The organism is Aeromonas sp. Y289-2 (genome assembly GCF_027705925.1).
GTDB classification, from domain to species: domain Bacteria; phylum Pseudomonadota; class Gammaproteobacteria; order Enterobacterales; family Aeromonadaceae; genus Aeromonas; species Aeromonas veronii.
This window is the reverse complement of the sequence record NZ_JAPDCH010000015.1, coordinates 93809-113340: the sequence shown is the minus strand read 5'-3', so window position 1 is coordinate 113340 and position 19532 is coordinate 93809. Positions and strand designations below refer to the sequence as shown.

The following is a 19532-nucleotide window of genomic DNA, read 5'->3' as shown; positions in this document are numbered from 1 at the left end:
AACCCACCGAAGCGAATTAAGCGTAATCGCCTAACCGCAGTAGGAATCCCCGTCCTTTAGGGCGGGGAGGATGTCAATTGGCGGCCACCATCATCAGGGCGGGCAGGGCGAAGAAGAGACCCGTCACATAACCCAGAGCCAGCAGCTTGTTCTCGCTGCCTACCCGGGCCAGCCCCTCGGCGGCGCGTACCGGCAGGTCACGCAGGAAGGGGATGCCATAGATGATGACCACGGCAAAGAGGTTGAACAGCACGTGGACCAGCGCGATGGTCAGGGCCAGCTGGGCACCGGCTCCACTGATGGCTGTTGCAGCCAGCAGGGCAGTGATGGTGGTCCCGATATTGGCTCCCAGGGTGAAAGGGTAGAGCTGACGGGTGCTGAACACGCCGCCGCCGGCCAGCGGGATCATCAGGCTGGTGGTGGTGGAGGAGGACTGCACCATGATGGTCACCAGCGCACCGGAGGTGATGCCGGTCAGCGGGCCACGGCCCAGCGCCTTGTGCAGCACCTCTTTGGCACGACCAACCAGTACCTGTTGCAGCACTTTGCCGAGATAAGTGACGCAAGCGAGGATCAGCAGGATACCGATGATGATGGTCGCGATGGCGGCGCCCTTGCCCGGCAGGAAGGCCACGGCGCTGTCAATCAGCTGCTGGGCCGGTGCGGTCAGCGGCTTCATGAAGTCCATGCCCTTCATTGACATATTGGCGGAGCCTACCAGCAGGTTGGCCAGCCACTCGGCGCTGTGTTGCAGCAGACCGAACATCAGTTCCAGCGGCAGGAAGATGAACACCGCCAGCAGGTTGAAAAAGTCATGCACAGTGGCGGCGGCGAAGGCGCGGCGGAACTCGGCGCGATCCCGCACATGGCCCATGGAGACGATGGTGTTGGTGATGGTGGTGCCGAGGTTGGCACCCATCACCATGGGGATGGCCATGCTGATGGGCAGGCCGCCAGCCACCAGACCGACGATCACCGAGGTGACGGTGCTGGAGGATTGCACCAGCGCGGTAGCGAGAATACCCAGCAGCAGGGCGACAAAGGGGTTGTTGGCAAAGGCGAAGATCTGGGCTGCGCCCTCGGCGCCGCCGGAGAAATCTTTGAAGCCGTGGGAGATGGCGCCCACGGCAACCAGGATCAGGTAGACCAGTACGATGACACTCATCCAGTTGAACAGGGCGCGGGTCGCGGGCGGCTGTGACAAGGAGTGATGGTGTTGCATAAAGCCTCTTGAGACGGTCGTTCCGTCTTGGGTTGTTGATGACCCGCGCATTTAATCAGTGGTTAATGACAGAAATATGACAACGTGACATTTCGATGATGTTTTTATGACGACGAACTGCGGCGACAGGCGCTGACCGAGCCGGTTGGCTCTGGGGTGGCGAAAGGGGGGACGAAAGCACTGCCGCCTTGCCAGCCGGAATGTGATCGCTACACTGCGCCCCTTTATTGGCAAGCAGGAGTAAACAAGATGATGCGTGCATGGATCCTCTCTCTGTCGCTGGGGCTGCTCTCGGCAGGGGCACAGGCCAGCCTGTTGAAAACCGACTGCAACCTCGACAAGGCCCTCAAAAACGAAGCGGTGAATGCCACTCTGGGAGTCAAGGGCAACTGTGATACCAGCAAGCTGGTGAAGCAGGAGAAAGAGAAGGTGAAAGCTGAGGTGCAAAAAGGCCGCAACGACCTGCTGGGCGAGAAGCGTGCCGACCTCAAGGAGAGCGGCAACGGTATGCAGCAGAAGATGGACAAGGCAAACCAGCAGCTGCACAAGGCGGAGCAGGATGCCAAGACCATCGCTCGCGATCCGCTCAAGGCTGCGGCGACCGCCGTACTGGATAAGCAGTAAGCAGACCGGGTCCAAGCCCGTGTGACCGGCAACAGACCGGCAGCAAAAAGGGGAGCCATGGCTCCCCTTCTGTCTATCCGTTATCCGCAAAGGATCAGGCGTCAGCCGCCTCTTCGTACTGACGGAACGGGATGCGGAACACCGCCAGACGCAGGAACAGATAGGTTGCGCCGAGGCCAGCCCAGATCAGGCCCAGCTCCAGCGAGCTCTGCTCCAGGTTGATCCACAGAGCACCGATGGTGGCGGCGCCGAGCAACGGCATCAACAGGTAGATGACGTGATCCTTGAGGGTCTTGTTGCGTTTCTCGCGCACCCAGAACTGACCGATCACCGACAGGTTGACGAAGCTGAACGCCACCAGTGCGCCGAAGTTGACCAGCGCCAGTGCGGTATCCAGATCAAACGACACGGCGGAGAGGGCCAGACCGCCTACCATCAGCACGTTGATGGCCGGAGTACGGTATTTCGGGTGGATGTAGCCAAACACCCGCTCCGGGATCATGCGGTCACGCCCCATCACGTAGAGGATGCGCGACACACCGGCGTGAGCCGCCATGCCGGAGGCCAGTACCGCGACCGTGGTGCAGACCAGAACTACGGACTGGAAGAAGGTGCCGCCAACGTAGAGGGCGATCTCCGGCAGTACCGCATCCGGATGCTGGAAGCGGGCGAGGCTCGGGAAGTAGAGCTGCAGGCAGTAAGAGACCACCACGAAGATGATGCCGCCGATAAGGGCAGTCAGCACGATCGCCTTGGGGATCACCTTGCCAGCGTTCGGAGTCTCTTCGGAGAGGGAGCTCAGACCGTCAAAGCCCAGGAACGAGAAGCAGAGGATGGTCGCACCGGTAAAGAGCGGTACCAGCTGTGCTGACTCGAAGTGGAACGGACGGCTGCTCATCAGGGTGCCAGCCCCTTCGCCGTGGTAGATGCCCCACGCCATCAGGCCGATAAAGAGGGTGATGATGGCCAGCTGGATCACCACGATCAGACCATTGAAGTTGGCCACCAGATTGATGCCGCGCAGGTTCAGGAAGGTCATCACGGTCACCAGACCGAAGATGAACACCCAGGGCTCGACGCCGGGGAACATGGCGGTCAGGTAGATCTTGGCCAGCAGGATGTTGATCATCGGCATGAACATGTAGTCGAGCAGGGATGACCAGCCGACCATGAAACCGACGTAGGGGTTGAACACTTTCTGGGCATAGGTATAGGCAGAGCCCGCAGAGGGGAACTTGCGTACCAGATGTCCGTAGCTGAAAGCGGTGAGCAGGATGCCACCCAGAGCCAGCAGATAGGCGGTGGCGACCCGGCCATCGGTGATATCACCGACGATGGCGAAGGTGTCGAAGACAGCCATGGGGGTCAGATAGGCCAGACCCATCACAATCACTTGTGTCAGGGTAAGGGTCTTGAGCAGCTTGGCGTTTTGCGATGCCATTACGCTTTCTCCTCAATCAGTGCCGCAGCACGTGCTTGCAACGAGCGCAGGGATACGATGGATTCGCAAGCCTGTACATCAAGGGCGCCGGGGAGGCGCATACCGGGCTGTACCGGCAGGAAAGCATTAAAACGCCCCATTGTTATCCTCTCAACGTCGGGAGATTGTTTGGCAATCTCGAATATCACTTCCGGAAACGTTCCGGCCTCTTGTGGTGGGTTTGTACTGCACTTCAAAAATACAAAAACCGATGTCGCAGTGAACATCGGTCCTTTATTGGCGGCGTATTGTGCATTCGGTCAGCCCCCTTGACAAGCAAAAAAGGGCGGATTAACGCATTTTTTTGCATACGCACGGGGCAGGTAAGTGGTCACTCGCCCCCTGCAGCCGTCCCCGAGCCGTTCCCCCTTTTTCGGGGGGGAAGAGAACCCTGTCATGGCGTATGAAAAATCGGCAAATCGGGGCTGCAGGGTGCATAGCGCCTCAACATTGATCCTGATCATATTTGCCGGCGTTCCCCCGGGCTCGAGTCCAGCGATCTTATCGGCTGGCGAGGGATGGGAGGGGGTGAAGTGGAAAAAGATCTATTGCATATCCATTCACATTAATGACTGAGGATAGAAGGCAACGCGGCTCGGGCCATGGCACGGCGAGCAGCCCGGCTGGGTAGTTATTTGAAATCAGTCACACTTCCTGCAGAAACCGCATTTCTGGCAACCCGTGCTGCTGGCAATCAGCGCGCCGCAAAAACAACAAGGAGCCCGCAGGCTCCTTGTTCGCTATCGGGGGGAGGGGCGCCAGCGGTTACTGGGCGATCTCCACCTTGTCGGCGGTATGCAGCGGGATGCGGAACACGGTCAGGCGCAGGAACAGGTAGATGGCCCCCAGCGCCGCCCAGATCAGCCCCAGCTCGAAGGAGGAGGGCTCGAGGTTGAGCCACAGAACCCCGATGCAGGCGCCGCCACAGAGCGGCAGCAGCAGGTACATCAGGTGATCCTTGAGACACTTGTTGCGGCCCAGCTTCACATAGAAGTGGGCAATCACCGCCAGATTGACGAAGGTGAAGGCCACCAGGGCGCCGAAGTTGATCAGCGCCAGCGCCATCTCCAGATCCAGCGACACCGCAGAGAGGGCCAGCAGGCCGACCAGCAGCACGTTGAACGCCGGGGTCTGCCACTTCGGATGGATGTAGCCGAAGAAGCGGGCAGGCAGGGCGCGATCCCGTCCCATCACGTAGAGCAGGCGCGATACACCGGCGTGGGAGGCGAGCCCCGAGGCCAGCACCGCTACTGTGGTGCAGACCAGCACCACCGCCTGGAACAGTTTGCCGCCGACATAGAGGGCGATCTCCGGCAGTACCGCATCCGGATGCTGGAAGCGGGAGATGTCCGGGAAGTAGAGCTGCAGGAAGTAGGAGGTAGTGACAAACAGCACACCGCCGATCAGCGCCGTCAGCACGATGGCGCGGGGGATCACCCGATCCGCGTCCGGGGTCTCTTCCGACAGGGTACTGATGGCGTCAAAACCCAGGAATGACAGACAGAGGATGGAGGCCCCCATCAGCAGCGGCGATACCTGGATCTGCTCGGAGAAGAAGGGACGGCTGCTGGCCACGGTACCCAGCCCTTCACCGTTGTGAACGCCCCAGGCGATCAGGCCGATGAAGATGGCGATGATGCTGAACTGCATCACCACGATCAGGCTGTTGAAGTTGGCCACCAGCTTGATGCCGCGCAGGTTGAGGGCGGTCATCACCGCCGCCAGACCGAAGATATAGGTCCAGGGCTCCACGTTCGGGAAGAGGGCTTCCAGATAGATCTTGGCCAGCAGCATGTTGATCATCGGCATGAACATGTAGTCGAGCAGGGAGGTCCAGCCCACCATAAAGCCGACATAGGGGTGAAACACCTTCTGGGCATAGGTATAGGCGGAGCCGGCTGACGGGAACTTGCGCACCAGATGGCCGTAGCTCAGGGCAGTGAACAGCATGCCGATGAGGGCAAACAGGTAGGCGGTCGGCACATGGCCTTCGGTGATTTCGGTAACGATGCCGAAGGTGTCGAACACCGCCATGGGGGTGAGGTACGCCAGTCCCATAACCACGACCTGCCACAGTTTGAGGGTCTTTTTCAGACCAACCTGCTGGGCCGCCATTATGCATGTTCCTCATGCAGTGCCAGAGTGGCACGGTCCATCAACGAAACCGGGAGAGAGGCCCGGGAATCAAGGGCGCCAGGGCGGCGCACACCGGCCATGGCCGGTTGGAAAGCATTGAGATGCCCCATGTTGTTCCTCACTAGACTTGGTGTCGGGAGACTGCTGCCAATCTCGCTATCTTTTCCGGGGGTGATCCGGCCTCGTTTATGGGTGTGTTCACTGTCTAAAAAAGAACCGATGCCATTGTTTTACATCGGTTCTTTCAGTGGCGGCGCATTGTGCATTTGCAGGGCCCCCTTGACAAGAAAAAAAGGGGGCAAAAATGCATTTATTTGCACAGGTAAGTGGTCACTTTCCTGCTGGTCAGGCCAGCACGGCCTCCAGTGATTTTTCAAGGAGTTGCAGCCCCTCGTCAATCACGGCCGCAGGGGCTGTCAGGGGGGCGAGAAAACGGATGACATTTGCACGCACCCCGCATGAGAGCAGGACCAGCCCCCGTTTGCCCGCCTCGGCCACCAGACGTTTGGTAAGGTCGGGATCGGGCTGGTTGGCATCACGCCGTTTCACCAGCTCCATGGCCACCATGGCACCGGGGCCGCGAATTTGACCTATGCAGTCAAAACGCTCGGCTATGCGTTCCAGCCCCGCCTTGATCTGCTCACCCTGATCCAGCGCTTTCTGGTTGAGTTTCTCCTCGTCGATCACCTGCAAGACCGCCAGCGCGGCGGCGCAGGCGATGGGGGAACCGGCATAGGTGCCACCCAGACCACCCGGTTTGGCCGAGTTCATGATCTCCGCCTTGCCCACCACGGCGGAGAGGGGGAAGCCGCCAGCCAGACTCTTGGCCAACGTCATGATGTCCGGCTCGATGCCGGCATACTCGGTGGCGAAGGTCTTGCCGGTGCGACAGAAGCCGCTCTGGATCTCGTCGCAGATGAGCAGAATGCCGTGCTGATCGCAGATGCTGCGCAGCTTCTGCATAAAGCTCGGGGAGGCGGGGTAGAAGCCCCCTTCGCCCTGTACCGGCTCGATGATGATGGCGGCAACCCGGCTCGGCTCGATGTCGGCGCTGAAGCAGAGCTCGAGGGCGTGCAGGGCATCCTCTTCACTCACCCCGAGATAATCGGCGGGGAAGGGGATGTGGTAGACCTCGCCCGGGAAGGGGCCAAAGCCGGTCTTGTAGGGCACCACCTTGCCGGTGAGCGCCATCCCCATCATGGTGCGACCGTGAAAGCCCCCCTTGAAGGCGATGGTGCCGCTGCGACCGGTGTGGGCGCGGGCAATCTTGATGGCGTTTTCGACTGCCTCGGCGCCGGTGGAGAGAAACAGGGTGCGCTTCGGCGTCGGGCCGGGTACCAGGGCATTGAGCTTCTCGGCAAGCTCGATATAGCCGGGGTAGGGGGTGACCTGAAAGCAGGTGTGGCTGAATTTTTCCAGCTGCTCGCGCACCGCCGCCACCACTTTCGGGTGGTTGTGGCCGGTATTGAGCACGGCGATGCCGGAGGCAAAGTCGATGTAGCGGTTGCCCTCCACATCCCACAGCTCGGCGTTTTGCGCCCGGTCGATAAAGACCGGCAGCAGGGTGCCTACGCCGTTGACCACGGCCGCTTCGCGGCGCGCTTGCCACGCCTTGTTTGATTCTGACTGACTCATCTTTCCTCCCTGAGGGGCCGCAGCCCCCGATATTCCCTGAAAATGTGGCAGGCGTTTTGGCGCCCATCACCGCCGATCAGCCCATAAGGCCAGATCGGCGGCGCCTTATCTCTCTGTTGCTGCCCTAGCGAATGGCGCCAAAGCAGAGGTATTTGGTCTCCAGATACTCCTCCAGCCCCTCGGCAGCGCCTTCGCGGCCCAGACCCGACTCCTTGATGCCGCCAAAGGGGGCCAATTCGGTCGAGATGATCCCCTCGTTGATGCCGACCATGCCGTATTCCAGCTGTTCGGCGACGCGCCACACCCGGGCGATATCGCGGCCATAGAAGTAGGCGGCCAGGCCATAAGGGGTGTCGTTGGCAATGGCGATGGCCTCGGCTTCCGTCTCGAAGCGTACCAGCGGAGCCACCGGGCCGAAGATCTCCTCCTGCAGGATGGGGTTGGTTTTATCCACCTTGCCCAGAACGGTGGGGCGGTAGAAGAGGGGGCCAGCGGGGTGGGCTTCGCCCCCCAGCAGCACTTCGGCACCGGCGGCGACCGATTGCTGCACCAGCTCGGCCACCTTGCTGGCGGCGGCGGGGTTGATGAGCGGGCCGATCTGGGTGCCCTCCGCCATGCCATCCCCCACCTTGAAGGCCTTGACGGCGGCAGTCAGCTTCTCGGCGAAGGTGTCATAGACGCTGGCCTGCACCAGAATGCGGTTGGCGCAGACGCAGGTCTGCCCGGCGTTGCGGTATTTGGAGGCGAGCGCCCCGGCCACCGCGGCGTCGAGGTCGGCGTCGTCAAAGACGATAAAGGGGGCGTTGCCACCCAGCTCCAGCGACAGCTTCTTCATGGTGTCGGCACACTGGCGCATCAGCAGTTTGCCGATGCGGGTGGAGCCGGTGAAGGAGAGCTTGCGCACCACCGGATTGCTGCACAGCTCGTTGCCCACCGCGCTCGCCTGATGGCTGGTGACGATATTGATGACCCCGGCGGGGATGCCCGCCTGCTCGGCCAACACCGCCAGCGCCAGCGCGCAGAGCGGCGTTTCTGCGGCGGGCTTGATGACGATAGTGCAACCGGCGGCCAGCGCAGGGCCCGCCTTGCGGGTGATCATGGCAATGGGGAAGTTCCACGGAGTGATGGCGGCGACCACGCCCACCGGCTGCTTGATGGTTGCCAACCGGCGATCGCCGCTAAAGCCCGGGATGGTGCGGCCATAGGCGCGCTTGCCCTCCTCGGCGAACCACTGGATAAAGCTGGCGCCATAGGCCACCTCTCCCTTTGCTTCCGCCAGTGGCTTGCCCTGCTCGCAGGTCATGATGCGGGCCAGTTCGTCGCTGTGGGCTGTGATGGCGGCAAACCAGGCGTAGAGCTTGTTGCTGCGCTCCTTGGCGGTCAGCGCTGCCCAGGCGGGTTGCGCCGCGTGGGCGGCCGCGATGGCGCGGCGGGTATCCTCGGCATCCATGTCGGGCACCTGGGTAATGACGGCACCGCTGGCGGGGTTGGTGACCTCGAAGGTGCGGCCGCTGGCGGCCTCGCACCACTGTCCATCTATATAGGCGCGGGATGTGATCAAGCTGGAGTGGGATGTTGTTCCTGACATGAGAAGCCTCGAGTGTGGGTCAGAGCAGCTGGTTGCCGGAGTGAGCCGACCCTTCCTGCGCCGCTGCCGTATAAAATAATAAGCACAGGAAGACCATAATTTGAGCTGAAATGTTTTTCAAGTGTTAAATATATTTGAATTGCTGGGGGGCGCCATGCTAGAAAATGGGCTGTGTAGCGCGCTTTTACCCATTCGCTTGCAGGCTGTAAGTGGGCAAACGACGGGGAGATGGTAAATCAGGTGTGCAAAATAATGAACGGCTGTGCTGTGTAACATAGTGAACGGCAAGGGAAAGCTGGTCGGCTATTTTAACCAGCAGGGTAAACAGGCTGCGCCTGATCCGATGCGATCACGCGCAAGCAGGAGAGGCTGATGATGCAAGGATGCAGATATGGCGCAGCAGGGGGCTTGTCATGAGCGGGCCACAGAGCCGGGAAGGCGTGGCTCGACCGTTGAGTGCGGCTGACACCGGGGCGCGCACCATGGGGGAACGGCTGGCGGCGGTACGCCATCAGCTGGGGCTCTCCCAGCGGCGAGCGGCCGAGCTGAGCGGCCTGACCCACGGTGCCATCTGCATGATCGAGCAGGACAAGGTGAGCCCCTCGGTGGCCTCCCTGCAAAAGCTGCTCACCATCTATGGCCTGCCGCTGTCGCGCTTCTTCGCCGAGGAGGAGAGCCGCACTCCGGAGGTGGTGATCAAGGCGGATCAGTTGATCGAGCTGGGCAGTCAGGGGGTCTCTCTCAAGCTGGTGCACAACGGCAACAACCGCCGCCAGCTCGGCTTTATGCTGGAGACCTATCCCCCCGGCACCGACACCGGCGGTCAGGTGACCCATCAGGGGGAGGAGGTCGGCACCGTGCTGGAGGGGTCGGTGATCCTGACGGTGGCGGGCCAGAGTTATCCGCTGGAGGCGGGCGACAGCTATGTGATCGACACCGGCGAGCCCCACAGCTTCAGCAATCCGTCGGGGGAGACCTGTCGCATCGTCAGCGCCCACACCCCGGCGAGCTTTTAATCCTGACAGTAGTTTGGCAACCGAACCGGTAAGGAAACAGGGATCATGACCGAACATGTAAACAGTTACTACGCAGCCAGCGCTAATAAACACGCGCCCTACCCGACATTGACCGAGCAGCTGGAGTGCGATGTCTGCGTCATCGGGGCGGGCTATACCGGCCTATCCAGCGCCCTGCATCTGGTGGAGAAGGGTTACAAGGTGGTGGTGCTGGAGGCAGCGCGGGTCGGCTTTGGCGCCAGCGGCCGCAACGGCGGCCAGATCGTCAACTCCTACAGCCGCGACATCGACACCATAGAAGCGAACTGCCCGCCGGATCAGGCCAGGCTGCTCGGTTCCATGTTGTTTGAGGGGGGGCAGATCATCCGCGAGCGGATCAAGCGCTACAACATACAGTGCGATCTGCAGGAGGGGGGGGTCTTTGCCGCCGAGACCGAGAAGCAGCTGCACGAGCTCAAATCCCAATACGCCCGCTGGCAGAAGTGGGGTAACGACCAGCTGGAGCTGCTCGATGCCAAGGGGGTGCGCGAGGTGGTCGCGAGCGATCGCTATGTCGGCGCCCTGCTCGACAAGAGCGGCGGTCATATCCACCCCCTCAACCTGGCGTTGGGGGAGGCGGAAGCCATCCGCATCCAGGGTGGGCAGATCTTCGAGCAGTCCGCCGTCACCAGTATCACCCCGGGTCAACCAGCACTGGTCAAGACCGCCAAGGGGGCGGTGAAGGCGCGCTTTGTGGTGGTGGCGGGCAATGCCTACCTCGGCAATCTGGTGCCGGAACTGGCCAGCAAGAGCATGCCCTGCGGCACCCAGGTGATCGCCACCGAAGTGCTGGGGGAGGAGCGGGCCCGTTCACTCTTGCCGCAGAACTACTGTCTGGAGGATTGCAACTACCTGCTCGACTACTACCGTACCTCCGGCGATCACCGGCTTCTCTATGGCGGTGGCGTGGTCTATGGGGCGCGGGATCCGGCGGATATCGAGCGGCTGATCATCCCCAAGATGCTGAAAACCTTCCCGCAGCTGGCCGACGTCAAGGTGGAGTACACCTGGACCGGCAACTTCCTGCTCACCCTGTCGCGGCTGCCGCAGTTTGGCCGCATCGGCCCCAACATCTACTACATGCAGGGCTACAGCGGCCACGGCGTCACCTGCACCCATCTGGCGGGCAAGCTGCTCTCCGAGGTGCTGAGCGGTCAGGCGGAGCGCTTCGATGCCTTTGCCAAACTGCCGCACTACCCCTTCCCGGGTGGCCGCCTGTTCCGCATCCCCTTCACTGCTGCGGGCGCCGCCTGGTACACCCTGCGCGACCGCTTGGGTGTATAAGAGCTGCCCAGCGAGAAATGTGGGCTGGTGGGTGCCGCGTAGATAACGCTGACGCCAGCACCAATACCAGAAACAACAAGGCCACCGTGAGGGTGGCCTTGTTGTTTATCAAGCAGTAGCGCGCTGATTAGCTGTAGAAGGCTTCAACGGTGCCCTTGAGTTTGATCAGGATGGGCTGACCACGGCGATCCAGCGCTTTGGGGGAGGGGATCTTCACCCAACCTTCGCTGATGCAGTACTCCTCGACATCGGTGCGCTCTTTGCCGTTCAGGCGAATACCGATCGGGTGCTCGAAGCAGGCGGCCACATAGTGAGGGCTGCGGGGATTGCAGGAGAGGTGATCTGGCAGAGCCGGTTTGGTGCTGGTATCGCTCATCGATATAACCCGAAATGAATAAAAAGTGGGTCATTGTAGAGAATGCCGCCATGGCATTCAAGGCGGCCACAAAACAGGCAAAGCGTGCTCGCCATCGCTATGGGCGACCCGCTTATCCTCGTTGCCAATGCATCACCAACTCGGGGCGACCGCTACGCTCGCAGAACTGCTGCTCACCCTCTTTAAAACCGTTGCGGGAATAGAAGCGCCGCGCCTGCTCATTTTCGGCGTAGACCGTCAACTCGAGTCGATCATATTGGGCTTTGAGGTGTTCGAGCAGTTGGCGACCCAACCCGTGTGATTGGTGATCAGGGGAAATAAACAGCGCGGCAACAGACCCCTGATATCAGGAGATAAAGCCCAGTAGCTGTCCATCCTCCTCATAGACCCAGCTCTTGCTGGCGGGCAGATAGATATCCCGTATCGCTGCCCGTTGCTCATGCCAAAAGGCGGCGGAAATATAGTCGTGGGCTTGCACCGATGCCTGATACCAGAGCTCGACGGCGGCATCCAGATCGGTGGCAGATAATGGGCGGATCATATTGGCCTCGACTGTGAAGAGTGGTCGCACGATATGCCCGATCCATGTCGTGTTATCGGGCATATCGTCTATCGCAGGCTGGCTACTATTTGCGGGTCAGCTTGTCGAGGTAGCCCATGGCGAAGGCCGAGAGGACAAAGGTGATGTGGATCAGCAGGTACCACTTGATCTTGTCGTTGGGGAGATTTTCGGCATTCATAAACACCTTGAGCAGGTGAATAGAGGAGATGGCGACAATGGAGGCGGCGACCTTGTTTTTCAGGGAGCCGGCATCCAGCTTGCCGAGCCACACCAGTTTGTCGCCCTCATCCCCGACATCGAGGCGCGAGACGAAGTTCTCATAGCCGGAAAACATCACCATCACGATAAGTCCCCCCACCAGGGTGATATCGATCAGCGACAGTGTGACCAGCACCAGGTCCACCTCTTTCATCTCCAGTATGTTGGGCAGGATATGGAGGATCTCCTGAAAGAATTTCACTCCCAGTGCCAGCAGTATGAGGCTGAGCCCAAGATAAATGGGGGCCATGATCCAGCGGGATGCGTACATCAATCTTTCAAACATGTTTTCCATAGTGCGATTACAGATCCATCAAATGGTTAACAAACGAGTCGGCCATAGCTTAACCGAGATGCCTCACATCTCAAGCATCTCGATAGCATATTGCTGAATTGGGTGGTGTCAGGCAGGAGTATTTAACACTGTGTAGGGCAGTGCAGCGGGTGGCAGAGGGCCCGTGGTCGGGCCTATCCGGTGTCAGGGCAGATCCAGGGTAAAGCGGGCGCCGCCGAGGGGGGATTCATCGACCCGGATCTGGCCGCCGTAGCTGTGGACGATTTCAGTCACCACCGCCAGACCTATACCCTGACCGGGTGAACTGTCTGCCCGCACGCCGCGCTGGAAGATCTGCTCCGATTTGGCCGGGTCGATACCCGGGCCATCATCTTCCACTTCGATACGCAGCCGCTCGAGATGGCGGCGCACCGTCACCTTCACTTCGCTGATGGCAAACTTGCAGGCGTTGTCGAGCAGGTTGCCCATCAGCTCCATCAGGTCGCCCTGTTCGCCGTGGAAGAGGGCGTCATCATCGAACTTGAAGTGGGTTTGCAGCTTCTTGTGGCGATAGACCTTGGTCAGGCTGGCCAGCAGTTTTTCAATCAGCGGTACCGGCTCGGTACCCTTGCTGGCAAGGCGCTGGCGGCCGGTCACGGCTCGTCTGAGCTGATACTGGATCATCTGATCCATGGTGAGGATCTGCTCGTTGATGTTGTCGTGGATCTCCCGCCCCAGCTTCACTTCGCGGGTGGTGATCTGGATCAGCGCCAGCCGGGTTTTCAGGCTGTGGGCGAGATCGTTGAGGGCGTGCTGGTAGCGCTGGGTCTGCTGGCGTTCGTTTTCCAGCAGCTGGTTGATGGAGTCGGTCAGCGGGGCCAGCTCTCGCTCAAAATCGCTCGAGAGGTCATCGCGCTTGCCGGCCCGGATATCGTCGATCTGACGGGCGATGGTGCGCAGGGAGCTGAGGCTCCAGAAGGTGGTGAGCAGCAGCAGCCCGGCCAGCAGCATATAGGCGAGCAGCGCCTGTTTGGCGGTCTGGTAGAGGTAGGTGCGGGACTCTTCGTGATAGCGTTTGGCCGAGTCGATCATCACCACGTAGTAGGCGGTGGTGCCGCTGCCGGGATTGCGGATAAACCGCAGGCTGTAGACGAAGTAGCTCTCGCCGTTCTTGATGGTGTGCTTCTTGAAGAAGTAGTCGAGATCCATCCCCCCCAGATACTTCATCAGATCGCCGCAGATGGTCTGTTTGGCCTTGATCACCTCCGGCATATGGAGGCTAGACCAGACCAGATCGCCATCGGCGCGGCAGATCAGGGTATCGAGGTTGCGATCCCCCGCACCACGGGATATCCGCCCCAGCTCGACGTTCGACCCCTTGTCATCCGGCTCGGTGGAGGAAAACAGCTTGGCCAGGTTCTCCTGCATCCGGGCGCTGGCCTTCTGGGTCTGCTCCTCGACGTGGCCAAGATAGAGGGCGTAGACGGCAAACCCCATGATCAGCGCGATGACCAGCAGCGAGCTGAGCAGCAGTTTGATGTGCAGTGAGCTGCGGATCATCTTGATGGGGCGCGGCAGATGAAACTGCATCAGTTACAGGAGAGGTTGAAGATATAACCCTGACGCCGGATGGTGGAGATGGGTTGAATCGTCCCTTCCGGATCCAGCTTCTTGCGCAGGCGGCTCACCATCACCTCGATGGTGTTGGGGTCCCCTTCGCCGTCGCCGTAGAGCTGGTCGAGCAGTTGCTGCTTGGAGACCACCTGACGGGCGTTGCGCATCAGGTACTCCAGAATGAGGTATTCAAAGCTGGTGAGCACCGCTACTTCGCCGGCGATAGTCAGCTCCTTGCGGGAGAGATCCAGCTCGTAATCACCGGCTTTCACCCTGGGCGAGATAAAACCGGCGCTGCGGCGCACCAGCGCATTGAGTCGGGCCAGCAGCTCATCTTTCTGGAACGGTTTGACCAGATAGTCATCAGCACCCGCTTCCAATCCTTCGACCTTGTCCTGCCAGTTGCCACGGGCGGTCAGCACAATGATGGGGAAGGGGATCTGCCGTTCGCGCAGTTGCCGGATCAGTTGCAGGCCGTCCATATCGGGCAGACCGAGGTCGATGATGGCCACATCAATGGGATAGTCGGCGGCGTAGTGCAGTGCAATCCCGGCCTGGTCGGTGCTGTAGACCTGATTGTCGGCTTCGGTCAGCAGAGAGGAGAGGTGGTGATTGAGCAGCTTGTCGTCTTCGACCAACAGAATTTTCATGATGTGAGCGGTCATAGGGATCCAGGCTGTCAATTAGAAAGTGTATGTCGCTTCGAGTCAATTCGAATCCTAATGCATCCCGGCTGTATCGGGACTGAATCAGCGGGACTTCAGAGTTCGTGCCAACTGGTCGTTTAACCATGGTCCGGCTTGTCGATGGCCTGCTGGTCGGCAGCCATGCTGCGAAAGGTTTGATGTGATGAGAGAGATGGCCGGGAGGCTGCTGGCGCGACTGCAACAGCGTGAGCGCAGTGACTTCCTCTATATTGTCTGGCTCTGCTGGGGGGCAGCCTTGCTGCTCTACGTGCTGGGGTCGCCCTGTTTTCTGTGGCCAGTGGCGCCGATGCCGCTGGTTCTGCTTGTGTGGTTGGTGGAGAGAGTACGGATGTTTGGAAGAAACAAAGGTGGTGCGGCTACTGGGTCGGCCGGTGCCACTGTGATTGCAGCCGGTGCCCGCTTCAAGGGCGAGTTGCAGGTGGAGGGGGATCTGGAGGTGCGCGGTCAGGTCAATGGCACCATCCAGCTCATCGGTGGTGTGCTGCGCATCATGCAGGGCGGTAGCGTTGAGGGAGAGGTGAGTGCGCCCCACGTGATCATCAATGGTCTGCTGGAAGGCACCTGTACCTCCGCCGAGGTGGAGATCTTGGAGAGCGGCAAGATGCAGGGGATCTTCAAGGGGGGCAGTCTCTCCATCTGCAAAGGCGGCAACTTTGTTGGCCAGTCCCAGCCCACCGTGGCCGGCAAGGCCTATCCTGTGTTGCAAGCCTTGTCTGAAAACAGTTCGTCCGGGAGCAAGCAGCCGGAGAGCAAGAGCAATGTGAAAAAGCTGCCGCACGAACCGAAAGGCAAGCCGACCGAGGAGCTGGCCAAGCAGGCGTGATGCTCTTTGCAAGCGTGCTGTTCAGGAAAACAGAGAGGGGGCTACGATGGCCCCCTCTGCGTTTATCTGTCACCGGTTAGCTGCGGCGTGGCGGCAGCATATTGGTGAGGGTGTTGTCTTTGAGAATATGGTGGTGATAGAGGGCCGCCACCGTGTGCAGGCCGATCAGGGCGTAACCGATATTACCCAGCGTCTCGTGCACCTCCTTGATCAGTCCCTTGAGGTCCGGACTGGGGGAGAGCAGGGCAGGCAGCTCAAGCCCGAAGAAGGGGATGGGCTTGCCCGCGGCGCTCAGCAGCAGCCAGCCAAACAGCGGGGTGAGCATCAGAAAACCGTAGAGGGCGAGGTGGGCCAGTTTTGCCAGCTTGTGCATGATCGGGGAGAGCTCGGGCACGATACGGGGTGTCGGGCTCATCCAGCGCAGGGCCAGTCTGACAAAGACCAGGGCGAAGATAAGCAGCCCCAGCATAAAGTGCCACTCCTTCATCAGATCCCGGCCAGGGTCCCCTTTGGGGAAAATATCGCGAAATTCGATCAGGGCGTAGACGGCGATCATGGCCCACAGGGTCAGCCAGTGCAGCACGATATTCAGGGTGCCATAACGTTGTTCACTGTTCATCAGCATAGTTTTGTTCCTTCGAAGTGCTGTCACTCCGTGTGGCATCCCCGCACTCAAGCGTGTCGGAGCGAGGCCAGATCCTTTGGCGGCAACAGCCGGGCTACCATGCTTGCCATACATCGATAGCCTGCTGCTGGCATCAGTCAGAGAGGAGATGCCCTCTGCTGTGTGCATGGTATCACTGGCAACCGGGTGGATAGTCTGATCAATGCCACACAATTTACAGGCTCATTAAGCCCCTTGTGACGTGAAGAAGGCGTGAAATAGCATCATTGATGTCGGCCCGCCCAGGTTCAGGCGGGCTCGATGGCCAGCACCACGCAATCCGGCTCGTTGATGCGAAAACGGACGTTGCAGTCAAACAGCCGCACCCCGTACTCCTTCTCATCGGGCTTGCCCTTCTTGTAAGCGGGGCGCGGATCTTGCGCCAGCACTTCGCTCACCAGCTGGCGCAGCTCGGGGTGGGCCTTGAGCCAGGGTTGCAACTGCAGCTCGGCCTCGGCACTGAAGCTCACCGCCAGCGGCGGGGTGGGGGCGTCGGGGGCAAAACCACCACGGGCATCCGGCAGGCTGTCGGCATAGGGAATATAGGGTTTGATATCGACGATGGGGGTGCCATCGAGCAGATCCACCGACCCCAGCTCCAGCCACAGCTTGCCACGCTCGCGACCGACCCCGTGCAGCTCGACCACCGAGAGCCCTAGCGGATTGGGGCGGAAAGTAGAGCGGGTGGCAAAGACGCCGACCCGTTCGTTGCCGCCAAGGCGCGGCGGGCGCACCGTCGGGTGCCAGCCCTGCGCCATGGTCTGATGAAAGACGAAGCTGAGCCACAGATGGGAGAACTGCTCGATGCCGCGCAGCACATCCGGCTGATCGTAAGGGGGGAGCAGCTCGAGGCGGGCGCGGGCCGATTTAACCAGTCCGGGCTGGCGGGGGATGGCGAACTTCTCCTTGTAGGGAGAGCGGATGATCCCGAGGGTGTCGATTTCGAACTTCATGGCGGATCCTGACTGAAAACCCCGGCAATTTAGCACAGGCGGCCCCAAAACGCAGGTTCGGCCTTATTACGCCCATTTCTGCGGCGCTGCCGTGATCCCTGTCCCATCCCGGCCAGTCGGGGGCTGTGCCCGCGCACCAAGTTGCGTAGGGTGGAGGCAACTGGCGTGTCAGAATGAAATGTGCGCACTCGCGCCGAAGGGGGAGGGAGAGGGATGAAACTGCTGATTATCGGTGGCACCGGCTTTTTGGGGCGTCACCTCACCGCGCTGGCGCTGGATTGGGGCCATGAAGTGACGCTGTTCAATCGCGGCCTGCACCAGCATCCGGACTGGCGCGATCTGGTGCAGCTCACCGGCGACAGGGACAAGAGCCTGAGCGCCCTGCAAGGGGCCGGGTTGCAGTGGGATCTCGTCATCGATACCTGCTGCTATCGCCCCGAGCAGGCGGCAAGCCTCTCGGCCGCCTTGCTCGGGCGCTGCACGCGGCTGATCTTTATCTCCACCATCAGCGTCTATCGCGATTTCTCAATGCCCGGGATGAATGAGTCGGCGCCGCTGCATGCTATCCCCGAAGGGGAAATGCCCACTGACTATGGCCCCCTCAAGGTGTTGTGCGAGCAGGCGTATCGCGCCCGCTGGGGTGAGCGGCTTTGCATCCTGCGCCCGGGCGTGTTGTGCGGCCCCCATGATCCTACCGGGCGCATAGCCTGGTGGATTAAGCGGGTGCAGCAGGGCGGGCCCTGGTTGCTGCCGGGCAGTGGCGAGGATCGCTTGCAGTATCTCGATGTGCGCGACTGCGCCGAGTTTGTGTTACGGGCCGCCGAGCAGCAGTTGGGGGGCATCTTCAACCTGCTCAAACCCGGCATTACCCTCTGCGACTGGCTGGAGCGGTTGAGCGCCCGGTTGCAGCCCGCCCGCCCCATCCAGCCCGAATGGTTGCCTTGGTCGACCCTGATGGCAGCCGGTATCGAGCCCTGGCAGAGCTATCCCACCCTCTTGCCCTGCGCGCAGGCGGAGTTTGCCGGTTACGGCTCTATAAGCGCCGAGGCGGCCATCGTCCACGGGTTGAACTTCCGGCCGCTGGAGGAGACCGCCGCCGACCTTGCCCACTGGCTGGCCATCGAGCCTGCCGCCGGGGTAGCGGTGAATGCTATGACTCAGGGCGAGGAGACTTCGCTGCGGCAGCAGTTGCTGGAGCCCAGTCTGCAATAGGAGAGGGAGCATCGTGCCGCTGCTACCGAGCGTGGCGCGGCAGGTGTGAATACAACGAGAGAGGGCATCCCGCGGGATGCCCTCTCTGTCTATCTATGCCTGATGGTTGCCGAATACAGGCTGACGCGATTCCCCGTCCCATCGCTGTCGCTCACCGAGTTAGCGAATGGCGGCCCCCGCGTCTACCAGCAGCTCTTTCAAAATGGTGCGATGGCAGCGGGACTCCTGCTCGCAGTAACAGCCCACCGAGAGGTTGGTGGTGTGGGAGAGGGCGGCCAGTAGCGCCAGATCATGCCTGGCGGCAGGTTGCGCCATCTCGGCCTTGTACAGTTTGCCAAACGCCGCCCACTGGGCGGGTGTCTCGGCGGCCTGTCCCAGCTTCATGGTCTCGCTGCTTGGAGCCAGGTTGGGGAACCAGACATCATACCAATGCTGGTTGGCAAATTCGCTCTTGGGGACGCCGCGGGGCGGGCGGCGCACCGTGCCGATCCGCAGCCCCTCATCGGGCAGGCGCGGGCTGCCAAGGCGAACGATAGCGAGGGCCATGACAGCGAGTTACTTCTCTTCGGCCACTTTCAGCGCCTGCCCGTAGCAGATCACCTGTTTCAGGCAGCCCGGGGTGTCGCTGAGTTCGGTACACTTGTCGATGGTGACGCCGTTGCCACCCATGTCGGCTGCGCGGCGGCGGGCCAGGGTGCGCGCTTCACCGGCGTTGGGCACCGGCTGGTTGGCATCGGCCTGGCAAGACTCCCCCTCGATGGTGCCGAGGTAGAGGTAGTTGAGGTCAGCCAGCTCATCCTGTTCATAGATGCGCACGCTACCGGGTTTGAAGTATTCGTCGAAGTTCTCTTTATCCAGATTGCTGTTGAAGGCGTAGTTGGCACAGCCGGAGGCAATCAGGGGCATCATCAGGATCAGGCGTTTCATCGTCTCGTATCTTGTGTCGGTGATGAGGACAGTAGAAATGCGCAGGCGCTCCATGTCGGCATCTTGTTGAATAATGAGGGGGACATTATAGGGGCCAGCCGCCTGCGGCGACCAGCCCCGTTTTGCGCCCGGTTGTCG

Annotated in this window: 21 protein-coding genes; 5 read left to right on the top strand and 16 right to left on the bottom strand. The window is 60.8% G+C overall.

Annotated features, from left to right (window positions below; translation table 11 throughout):
• Positions 1-73 precede the first annotated feature (73 nt).
• The gene (locus tag OKC43_RS18630) at positions 74-1222 is read right to left on the bottom strand and encodes a Na/Pi cotransporter family protein (protein ID WP_270660738.1); all 1149 of its coding nucleotides are present in this window, start codon (positions 1220-1222) and stop codon (positions 74-76) included.
• Between the two features lie 249 nt (positions 1223-1471).
• Here OKC43_RS18630 and OKC43_RS18625 point away from each other — a divergent pair, with 249 nt between their 5' ends.
• Positions 1472-1846 carry a hypothetical protein gene (locus OKC43_RS18625; RefSeq protein WP_005359057.1) on the top strand — a complete coding sequence of 125 codons (375 nt, stop codon included), beginning with the start codon at positions 1472-1474 and terminating at the stop codon, positions 1844-1846.
• 94 nt (positions 1847-1940) lie between these two features.
• Here OKC43_RS18625 and OKC43_RS18620 read toward each other — a convergent pair whose 3' ends face one another.
• The 5 genes from OKC43_RS18620 to OKC43_RS18600 all read right to left on the bottom strand — a co-directional run bounded on the left by OKC43_RS18620 (position 1941) and on the right by OKC43_RS18600 (position 8685).
• Positions 1941-3287 (bottom strand): APC family permease, encoded by a 1347-nt coding sequence (locus tag OKC43_RS18620; protein WP_021230506.1) that lies wholly within the window; start codon positions 3285-3287, stop codon positions 1941-1943.
• Positions 3287-3553 (bottom strand): hypothetical protein, encoded by a 267-nt coding sequence (locus tag OKC43_RS18615; protein ID WP_021230505.1) that lies wholly within the window; start codon positions 3551-3553, stop codon positions 3287-3289. The genes OKC43_RS18620 and OKC43_RS18615 overlap by 1 nt, the downstream gene beginning before the upstream one ends.
• A 538-nt stretch (positions 3554-4091) precedes the next feature.
• Positions 4092-5441, bottom strand: a complete 1350-nt coding sequence (locus OKC43_RS18610; RefSeq protein ID WP_270804045.1) for an APC family permease — start codon at positions 5439-5441, stop codon at positions 4092-4094.
• Positions 5442-5807: 366 nt separating this feature from the next.
• A complete protein-coding gene (gene gabT / locus OKC43_RS18605; protein ID WP_270660736.1) occupies positions 5808-7097 on the bottom strand; it encodes a 4-aminobutyrate--2-oxoglutarate transaminase in 1290 nt (429 codons plus the stop codon).
• A gap of 124 nt (positions 7098-7221) precedes the next feature.
• Positions 7222-8685 (bottom strand): NAD-dependent succinate-semialdehyde dehydrogenase, encoded by a 1464-nt coding sequence (locus OKC43_RS18600; protein ID WP_270804046.1) that lies wholly within the window; start codon positions 8683-8685, stop codon positions 7222-7224.
• Between the two features lie 413 nt (positions 8686-9098).
• Between OKC43_RS18600 and puuR the strand changes: the two genes are divergently transcribed.
• On the top strand, positions 9099-9701 hold the full coding sequence (puuR, locus tag OKC43_RS18595; RefSeq protein ID WP_270804047.1) for an HTH-type transcriptional regulator PuuR: 603 nt from the start codon (positions 9099-9101) through the stop codon (positions 9699-9701).
• Positions 9702-9746: 45 nt separating this feature from the next.
• On the top strand, positions 9747-11024 hold the full coding sequence (locus OKC43_RS18590; protein ID WP_064336976.1) for an NAD(P)/FAD-dependent oxidoreductase: 1278 nt from the start codon (positions 9747-9749) through the stop codon (positions 11022-11024).
• 127 nt (positions 11025-11151) lie between these two features.
• Here OKC43_RS18590 and OKC43_RS18585 read toward each other — a convergent pair whose 3' ends face one another.
• The 6 genes from OKC43_RS18585 to OKC43_RS18560 all read right to left on the bottom strand — a co-directional run bounded on the left by OKC43_RS18585 (position 11152) and on the right by OKC43_RS18560 (position 14758).
• Positions 11152-11400 carry a DUF3297 family protein gene (locus OKC43_RS18585; RefSeq protein ID WP_005338226.1) on the bottom strand — a complete coding sequence of 83 codons (249 nt, stop codon included), beginning with the start codon at positions 11398-11400 and terminating at the stop codon, positions 11152-11154.
• A gap of 112 nt (positions 11401-11512) precedes the next feature.
• Positions 11513-11692, bottom strand: a complete 180-nt coding sequence (locus tag OKC43_RS18580; protein WP_270808802.1) for a GNAT family N-acetyltransferase — start codon at positions 11690-11692, stop codon at positions 11513-11515.
• 54 nt (positions 11693-11746) lie between these two features.
• A complete protein-coding gene (locus OKC43_RS18575) occupies positions 11747-11941 on the bottom strand; it encodes a hypothetical protein (RefSeq protein WP_270804048.1) in 195 nt (64 codons plus the stop codon).
• Between the two features lie 85 nt (positions 11942-12026).
• The gene (locus OKC43_RS18570) at positions 12027-12506 is read right to left on the bottom strand and encodes a TIGR00645 family protein (protein ID WP_230848197.1); all 480 of its coding nucleotides are present in this window, start codon (positions 12504-12506) and stop codon (positions 12027-12029) included.
• A gap of 192 nt (positions 12507-12698) precedes the next feature.
• Entirely contained in the window at positions 12699-14084 is a 1386-nt protein-coding gene (locus OKC43_RS18565) for an ATP-binding protein (protein ID WP_005338217.1), read from the bottom strand.
• Positions 14084-14758, bottom strand: coding sequence for a response regulator transcription factor (locus OKC43_RS18560; RefSeq protein ID WP_041201856.1), 675 nt, complete (start codon positions 14756-14758; stop codon positions 14084-14086). The genes OKC43_RS18565 and OKC43_RS18560 overlap by 1 nt, the downstream gene beginning before the upstream one ends.
• A gap of 199 nt (positions 14759-14957) precedes the next feature.
• Between OKC43_RS18560 and OKC43_RS18555 the strand changes: the two genes are divergently transcribed.
• The gene (locus OKC43_RS18555) at positions 14958-15638 is read left to right on the top strand and encodes a bactofilin family protein (protein ID WP_270804049.1); all 681 of its coding nucleotides are present in this window, start codon (positions 14958-14960) and stop codon (positions 15636-15638) included.
• 76 nt (positions 15639-15714) lie between these two features.
• Here the strand turns inward: OKC43_RS18555 and OKC43_RS18550 are convergent, their stop codons facing one another.
• Together OKC43_RS18550 and tsaA are read right to left on the bottom strand one after the other, a co-directional pair.
• Complete coding sequence (locus tag OKC43_RS18550) at positions 15715-16263, bottom strand: cytochrome b (RefSeq protein ID WP_270804050.1); 549 nt, start codon at positions 16261-16263, stop codon at positions 15715-15717.
• Positions 16264-16550: 287 nt separating this feature from the next.
• On the bottom strand, positions 16551-17255 hold the full coding sequence (gene tsaA, locus OKC43_RS18545) for a tRNA (N6-threonylcarbamoyladenosine(37)-N6)-methyltransferase TrmO (protein WP_201948000.1): 705 nt from the start codon (positions 17253-17255) through the stop codon (positions 16551-16553).
• A 213-nt stretch (positions 17256-17468) separates the two neighbouring features.
• Here tsaA and OKC43_RS18540 point away from each other — a divergent pair, with 213 nt between their 5' ends.
• Entirely contained in the window at positions 17469-18467 is a 999-nt protein-coding gene (locus OKC43_RS18540) for an NAD-dependent epimerase/dehydratase family protein (RefSeq protein WP_270804051.1), read from the top strand.
• Positions 18468-18626: 159 nt separating this feature from the next.
• Here OKC43_RS18540 and OKC43_RS18535 read toward each other — a convergent pair whose 3' ends face one another.
• Positions 18627-19013 (bottom strand): DUF488 domain-containing protein, encoded by a 387-nt coding sequence (locus tag OKC43_RS18535; protein ID WP_270804052.1) that lies wholly within the window; start codon positions 19011-19013, stop codon positions 18627-18629.
• Positions 19014-19022: 9 nt separating this feature from the next.
• The gene (gene rcsF / locus OKC43_RS18530) at positions 19023-19394 is read right to left on the bottom strand and encodes an Rcs stress response system protein RcsF (protein ID WP_270804053.1); all 372 of its coding nucleotides are present in this window, start codon (positions 19392-19394) and stop codon (positions 19023-19025) included.
• Positions 19395-19532 lie beyond the last annotated feature (138 nt).